At 45.4% G+C, this 7477-nt stretch carries 6 protein-coding genes; 4 read left to right on the top strand and 2 right to left on the bottom strand.

All coding sequences use genetic code 11. The annotated features are described in order from the left end of the window. Window positions 1–129 precede the first annotated feature (129 nt). Window positions 130–1143 (bottom strand): phosphate acyltransferase PlsX, encoded by a 1014-nt coding sequence (plsX, locus tag RH949_RS20910; RefSeq protein ID WP_446355861.1) that lies wholly within the window; start codon window positions 1141–1143, stop codon window positions 130–132. A 281-nt stretch (window positions 1144–1424) separates the two neighbouring features. Between plsX and RH949_RS20905 the strand changes: the two genes are divergently transcribed. From RH949_RS20905 to RH949_RS20895, 3 genes are all read left to right on the top strand, one after another. Next, complete coding sequence (locus RH949_RS20905) at window positions 1425–2744, top strand: D-alanyl-D-alanine carboxypeptidase (protein WP_446355859.1); 1320 nt, start codon at window positions 1425–1427, stop codon at window positions 2742–2744. A 270-nt stretch (window positions 2745–3014) separates the two neighbouring features. Beyond that, entirely contained in the window at window positions 3015–3308 is a 294-nt protein-coding gene (locus RH949_RS20900) for a DUF433 domain-containing protein (protein WP_446355857.1), read from the top strand. Between the two features lie 149 nt (window positions 3309–3457). Then, a complete protein-coding gene (locus tag RH949_RS20895; protein ID WP_446355855.1) occupies window positions 3458–4246 on the top strand; it encodes an HAD family hydrolase in 789 nt (262 codons plus the stop codon). 393 nt (window positions 4247–4639) lie between these two features. On the opposite strand, the gene RH949_RS20890 is transcribed toward RH949_RS20895, so the two are convergent. Further along, on the bottom strand, window positions 4640–5713 hold the full coding sequence (locus RH949_RS20890; RefSeq protein WP_446355853.1) for a radical SAM/SPASM domain-containing protein: 1074 nt from the start codon (window positions 5711–5713) through the stop codon (window positions 4640–4642). A 433-nt stretch (window positions 5714–6146) separates the two neighbouring features. Here RH949_RS20890 and RH949_RS20885 point away from each other — a divergent pair, with 433 nt between their 5' ends. Continuing rightward, window positions 6147–7340 (top strand): DNA double-strand break repair nuclease NurA, encoded by a 1194-nt coding sequence (locus RH949_RS20885; protein WP_006101379.1) that lies wholly within the window; start codon window positions 6147–6149, stop codon window positions 7338–7340. Window positions 7341–7477: the final 137 nt, after the last annotated feature.

Here is a 7477-nt window from a genome sequence, read left to right as displayed (position 1 = left end):
CGGTGCAACGTGCAAGACCGTCACACAAAGTCGAGTAGCTGCTTCTTGGGGAGTTAAACTAGACATTCCTGTATTATATCATCAAAAATGTCTAGTTATGTCAATGATTGTCTAGATATTTACGGACTGTTAGTTAACCCTTTTGATTTCAGTAGACTGAATACGCTCCAGCACCTGATTATCAATCGCTTCTTTTGCCAAGCGAATCGCATTAAAAATAGACGGTGCTTGAGAACTCCCATGGCTAATAATACAGACTCCATCCACTCCCAAGAGCAACCCACCGCCATGTTCAGCATGATCGATACGCTGCTTAATCCGCTTCAGATTCGGCTTGAGAATCGCCGTTCCCAGTTGACCATGTAAGCCTTGGGGCAATTCCTCCCGCAGAATTTGTAAGACGATTTCTCCCACCGCTTCGGCAAACTTGAGTAAGATGTTGCCGACAAAGCCATCACAGACAATCACATCAAACTGACCTGAGAGTACATCTCTCCCTTCAGCATTACCCAGAAAGGCGACTCTGGGATTGTCCTGTAGCAGTTGATGAGTCCGAATCGCTAAATCATTCCCCTTACAGTCTTCTTCCCCGATATTGAGCAATCCGACTTTGGGTTCTGGTATTCCCAGCACATACTGGCTATATACCGTCCCCATCACCGCAAATTGCTCCAGATATTTGGGACGACAATCTACATTTGCCCCCACATCTAGAATAATCACCGGCTTTCCAGCAATCAGGGTGGGGAACATAGCGCCAATCGCTGGGCGATCAATGCCCTTGAGCCGTCCCAAACGCAGTAATGCTGCTGCCATAGCTGCGCCAGAATGACCCGCCGACACCACGGCTTGTGCCTGCTTGGTTTTGACTAAATCCATCGCCACGTTGATTGACGCCTTGGGTTTGCGTTTTATCGCCACCAAGGGTTCCTCTTCCATGGCAATTACGTCTTCCGCCGGGGCTATTTCTAGCTGGCAGGGACTTTTGTGTTCTTTCAGGGACGCTTCAATAGCCTGAGTATCGCCAACCAATATAACCTCTACGCCCAACTCTTCTTGGGCTCGGATAGCTCCAGCCACAATTTCTGAGGGAGCGTGATCCCCTCCCATCGCGTCGATTGCGATCCGTTCGCGAGATGCCATTGCTCAAAGAGATAGAAACCTTAAAGATTTTAACAGAAGCCGTTACGGAAAACCTCTACCAAACTGACCCTCACCTGGAGAACGTTGATTGAGTAATCCTGTTTTAGCTTATTTGGCAACAAACCCGACACCCGACACCCGGCATCCTAAACCCTACACTCTACACCCTACACCCCATACCCCCTCTCAAGAGTGCTGATCTCCCAGAAAAACCCTTGAAGAAACCTTTTCATCGGTGCCATTCACTTCGTACAATAAAGCACCGTGGAGGAGAAACGGTAATGTTACAACGAATTGGTGCTGGATTGATTGCTTCATCGATAGCCGCGTTATTGGTCAAGATTGTGGGAATGCAGGCTGCCACGTTGGATTTAGATAAGGTTGAGACTATCCAACCCTTGCCATGGCAAGAAACATCCTTATTTACTCTACCCAAGCCTGACCCGAGCGCCGAAGCCACGATTAATCAATATCTCCAAGACCTAAGAAACAAGGGTTCACTCGCAGACAATCAAGGAATCTGGATACAATCAGGGCTGAATGTTCTAGCAGAACATCAGGGTAAAATTCCTCGCCCTGCTGCTTCGTTGACCAAAATTGCTACCACATTAGTGACGTTAAGTCAATGGAAACCTGATCATGAATTTGAGACCCAAGTAGGGGCGACAGGTGATATCCGGGACGGTGTATTAGAGGGAGATTTAGTGATTACAGGTGGTGGTGATCCGCTGTTTGTCTGGGAGGAAGCGATCGCCTTGGGGAACAGCCTCAATCAGCTTGGGATTCGCCGCGTCAATGGCAATTTAGTCATTGCGGGCAACTTCAATATGAACTACGAAGAAGATCCGACGCGATCGGGGGAGCAGCTAAAGACAGGATTAAATGGCAAAACCTGGTCTCGTTCCGTTATACGTCACCATGGCAGAATGTCGCCCGGAACCCCCAAACCTGAACTGGTGATTAGCGGTCAAATCAAAACAGTGAAAACTCCCCCTGACGACATGAGGATACTATTACGTCACCAATCCCTACCCTTGGTGGAAATCCTCAGAGAAATGAACATCTATAGTAACAATGGCATGGCTCAGATTTTAGCTGATGCTGTTGGTGGGGCTGATGTGGTTGCCAAAGAAGCCGCCAAGTTAGCCAATGTCCCTCCAGAGGAAATTCAACTGATTAATGGATCAGGATTAGGAACAGAAAACCAAATCTCTCCCCGTGCGGCTACTGCGATGCTAATCGCCCTGGAAAAATTATTAACACCCCATAACTTAGGTGTCATTGATGTATTCCCCCTAGCCGGGAGGGATAAAAACGGGACAATTTATGCTCGCAATCTGCCAGAGGGAACCGCGATGAAAACCGGAACCCTACGCCAGGTGAGTGCTTTAGCGGGGGTAATGCCCACACAAGAGCGCGATCGGGTTTGGTTTGCGATTATTAATGGGGGCAATAATATCTGGGAATTTCGCCAACAGCAAGATCAACTGTTGGACAAGCTTACCCAAAACTGGGGCAATCAACCCAGTCTCAATCCAAAAACCGCTCTTTCCCGTTCCCAACTAGGTGATCCCAAGCGTAATAAAGTTGTTGCCAATTAAGAGCAATGGTAGTGAAAATTTGCCCTGTGGGAGTGCCAACATTCTTGATTAGTCGGTGAACCCAATAAGCCGTTCGGCATTTAAACCTTAATGTCAATAATGACGAAATCTTTGTAGTGCGTTAAGCGAAGCCATGCCGCAGGCTTTGCATCTTGCTCGCTACTAATACCCAATTTAAATGCATGACAGCTTAAAAAAAGAGCGGTGGAGTCTGGGTAGAACAATATTGCTCTACAATAAAAACGAGCTATCCCTTATGGGCTTTTATTGATGACCACTACAGCCGTTTCCAAATATGTCACTCGCAATCCAGAGATTTTAAGCGGTGAACCGATTATCACCGGGACTCGCCTATCAGTACGAGTCATCGTCGGCTTATGGCGATTGGGGACTCCTCCTGAAGAAATTCCGACACAGTATCCTCAGCTTACCCTGGCTCAAGTTTTTGATGCCCTGAGTTTTTATTTGGATAACCAGGCTGAAATCAATGAGTATATTGAGCAAAACCACGTCCCTGATAACTTGATTCATCCCGCAGTTCGCCAAGCGTTGAAAGCGGAATGAAAATCTTTGCGTCACTCTACACTGATGAGGATATTGCTAATTTGGTTGCCACTCTTCTTTTTATTCAGTTGTTAAGTAACTTTGTCTGCCTATCTGTTCCGACCTATTTAGGACTGCTATAAATCATTATTCATCATTGAGATAACTTTATGTCAACTGATGCTCCCACAATTCTCGCCCTCGACTTTGATGGCGTTATCTGTGATGGACTTCTGGAATATTTCCAAACCGCTTGGCGTACCTACTGCAAAATTTGGCAACCAGAAACCACAACACCGCCACCCAACATAGCGGACAAATTTTACCGCTTGCGCCCTGTGATTGAAACCGGATGGGAAATGCCTGTTTTAGTACGAGCCTTACTTTTAGGGGTTTCAGAATCCCAGATTTTACAAGATTGGTCAACCGTTTTGCACCAATGTGTTGACTCCGAAAACTTGCAGCCACAGAACTTAGGTCAACAGTTAGATAAAATTCGCGATGAATGGATTACAAGTGATTTAGAGAGTTGGTTAGCACTACACCGCTTTTATCCTGGGGTAATTGAGCGCCTACAGCAAATCCTAGAAACGCAAACGCAGGTCTTTATTGTAACCACTAAGGAAGGGCGCTTTGCCAAGCAGTTATTACAACAACAAGGTATCGAACTATCAGAGGATAGAATTATCGGCAAAGAAATTAAACGTCCAAAACACCAAACTCTACGACAACTTATACAAGACTTTACAGATGAATCTGCAAGTCTCTGGTTTGTAGAAGATCGGTTAAATACCTTACTATCAGTGGAACAGCAATCAGACTTGGCTCAGGTGAGACTCTATTTAGCGGATTGGGGCTATAATACAGCCGCGCATCGAGACGAGGTTCGCAATCATTCAAAAATTCAGTTATTATCTCTGTCCGAGTTTGCTCAGGATTTCTCAGCTTGGTCTAACTAGAGTTCGGATAATGCATACACGCACCATCCAACTGGACTGTTCAGCTATTGACAATTTATGTTAAAGGGGTAGAACTCATCTTCGGATTACATTGTTCTATAATTAACAAAACTTTCAAGCGTTTTTGACTCATTTTTCATCGATAATCATAAATAGCTAAACTGTCATGCATTTAAATTGGGGACGGGTAGGACGGGTAGCGAGCAAGATGCAAAGCCTGCGGCATGGCTTCACTAAAGCCTGCGGCATGGCTTCGCTTAACGCACTACAGGGAACGCGCTATTATTAACATTACGGTTTAAACGCCGAACAGCTTACATACAAATGAAACCCCTCAACCTGAGAACATAGTCCAGTTTTGTTCTCCAGGCGAGGGATAATCGAAATTTTGCATCAATTCCGCAGTAGCTTCATTCCCATCAAAACCTTATCCTTAAGCGTTTTTTGCGACACACAGGTAATCAAGCAAAGTTTACCGCAGTCTAATGTCTGCTGGCGAACCTCTTTGGCTTTTTCCCCATACCAGATTTCTTTCGCGCTCTGGTGTTTAATATTGCCAATGACTGGATAGTCATTACAGAGTTTCACATTTCCATCCGTTTCAATCCAGAAATTGCGAAGCCCAACTCGACAGGGACGAACGGATTCAGGAGCCTTTTCTTCACGGAAATGAGGTAAGAAAAGCCGCAGAACATCATCACCCGTCATAATAGGCGCACCGTTTTGCTTCATTTCAATTAGGCGCTCAATGACCTGAGCAAAGTCGTCATAGTCTTCAGCTTTCAGCCACAGTTCATTATAGGTTTCTGGTGTCCAAAGATTGACGGGCTGGAAATTAACAGCAGTCGCGCCAATTTGTTGCGCCCATTCTACCAGTTCGGGCATTAAGCGGAAATTAAGGCGATTTAATGTCGGTTTGACAATAATCGGGAAGCTTATACCTTGTTTTTCCTGTTCCTGGCGTAGATACTTAATGCCGTTAGAAAGTTTAGCAAATAAACCGGGATAACCACGTAGGTAATCATGGAGTTCCGCATTGGGAGCATCCACCGACATATTTACATTAAAGGGACGCGCGGCTACAGTTTTGGCAGCATTTTCCTGGGTCATGCACGAACCATTTGTGGTCACACCGCAGTGAATACCATTGCTATTGGCAAACGCCAGTAGGTCGAGAAATCCTTTTTTGATATAAGGTTCACCGCCACTAAAGTTGATGGAATACTCACCCACAAAGTCTTTTATACTGAGGAGGGCGCGTTTCCATTTTTCAATCGTCATTTCCTCTTTGTTTTCAGGGAGTCGCCAATACTCACACTGGCGACATTTTGCATTACAACGTTCATTGATAATCCCGTAAAAGGTAACTGGCTTTGTCCAATCTAATCCAGTTTTAATCCGTAGGGATTCTGCTACGGCATTTTCAGCATGTTTGACACCGAGTTTTGAAAGGGTTACAACATCCATAACGCACCTCATCGGTACTATTTGTTAATAAGCTTTATGCCAATGGCATTCAATTTCCTTGTTCTTGAAATAGGCTTAGTCAGAGTAAAAGCTTGTCAGTTTATTACCTACACAGCATTGAGTCAAATTAAGTGTCAGTTATCCAGCTTTTTCAATCTGGGTTACATAACACTCTCATGAATGCTAATTGGATTGACTTGACTCTAGGACAGCTACCAAGATAAATTCAAGCTTATTTGATATAACTTAATATTTGGTAATTTAATCTTACAATTCATGCCTGAAGGAAGTTTAAAACTGTAAAAATGGTTACAATAAATCCCAAATAAGTCAGAGGTTTGCTTCGTTTAAGCAATAGTTATAATTATTACTACTGAAATCGTAAAAAAAGATAAAATAATGATACATATCCTGCATCGGGTACTATAATTAAATGCTCGATCTCACGAAACTCGCGAAACAAATCCCTGGAATTAGCCAGCATCTGAAAGGGGAGGCGCTGGCAAGTCGCCAACGCTGGGAATTAGCGCAAAAGCTGCTGCTGGAGACTAATACCCGACAGGATGACTTGATTCAATCCCACCAGCAATGGCGCGATCGCATAACTTTTACGGCGGCTGTTCCCGTCGAACCCCTGGATACTCGCCTTGATCTGGACTCCCCTCCGGAAAGCCACACGGTTTTCGCTACCGATGGATCTCAAATTTCTCCCTCCCATCACGAAATCGCCTATTGTTATTTAATTAATGTCGGTCGGGTGATGCTGCACTATGGGCAGAGTTTACACCCGCTTTTGGATAACCTACCCGAAGTCTTTTACCGACCCGAAGATTTATACATATCTCGCCAATGGGGGATTCGTACTGAAGAATGGATGGGATATTGTCGCACTGTGTCTGAGGTGGCGATATTGGCAGATATGGCGTGTCGCTGGGTGAATCCCCCCGGTTCTCACTTCGATATTCCTAATCTGGCGATGGTGGATGGATCTCTGATTTACTGGTTTCTGGAATCCTTACCCACAGAAGCCCGCGATCGCATCCTACCGCCAATTTTAGCCGCTTGGGATCAGTTGCGATCGGTCAATGTACCACTGATGGGCTATTTGAGCGCGTCTCGCAGCAACGAAGCCCTGCATTTTCTTCGGTTACAAGCCTGTCCTTATGACACCCCAAACTGTCTCAGCCATTGCGCCTCTGTTACCGATAAATTGCCTTGTCAGGTTGTTGAACCCTTACGTGATACGATGCTCTGGTCGAGTTTACTACAACCCGGACAACGTAGTCCTTTGTTTCGCAGTTCGGTACGAATTTTAGATCTATACGATCATCACCGGATTTACTTCTGCTATGTTCACGTTGGTACAGAAATTGCCCGCGTCGAGGTTCCAGAATGGGTAGCCCAAGATACGATGTTATTCAATCAAGCCCTAAGTTTAATGCTGGCACAGGTTTACAAAGGCTATGGCTATCCCATTGCTATAGCAGAAGCCCATAATCAGGCTGTGGTTCGGGGAGGCGATCGCGCCCGCTTTTTTACCCTATTAGAACAGCAAATGATTCGCGCTGGGTTACGAAATGTGGGAACATCCTACAAAGAAGCCCGTAAGCGTGGCAGTATTTCGTGACATACTCCTACACCAACCTGAGTACAGGTATGGTGTAGGCTTCCAAGACAATCCGACTATTGTTTAGGAGACTCTTGGCTTTATTAACGACACGGGATGCCCCTCCGCGCCGGAACAATACAAAAGTCTGTTCGTGC

The organism is Coleofasciculus sp. A1-SPW-01, from assembly GCF_040217205.1.
Classification (GTDB): Bacteria; Cyanobacteriota; Cyanobacteriia; order Cyanobacteriales; family Coleofasciculaceae; genus Coleofasciculus; species Coleofasciculus chthonoplastes_A.
Note: the sequence above shows the minus strand (reverse complement) of the source record. Positions and strands in the feature narration are given on the sequence as shown.

Bases quoted from the DNA above. Each gene is read 5' to 3' on its own strand.
- plsX (WP_446355861.1), bottom strand. From the start codon at position 1,143: ATGGCATCTCGCGAACGGATCGCAATCGACGCGATGGGAGGGGATCAC.
- RH949_RS20905 (WP_446355859.1), top strand. From the start codon at position 1,425: ATGTTACAACGAATTGGTGCTGGATTGATTGCTTCATCGATAGCCGCG.
- RH949_RS20900 (WP_446355857.1), top strand. From the start codon at position 3,015: ATGACCACTACAGCCGTTTCCAAATATGTCACTCGCAATCCAGAGATT.
- RH949_RS20895 (WP_446355855.1), top strand. From the start codon at position 3,458: ATGTCAACTGATGCTCCCACAATTCTCGCCCTCGACTTTGATGGCGTT.
- RH949_RS20890 (WP_446355853.1), bottom strand. From the start codon at position 5,713: ATGGATGTTGTAACCCTTTCAAAACTCGGTGTCAAACATGCTGAAAAT.
- RH949_RS20885 (WP_006101379.1), top strand. From the start codon at position 6,147: ATGCTCGATCTCACGAAACTCGCGAAACAAATCCCTGGAATTAGCCAG.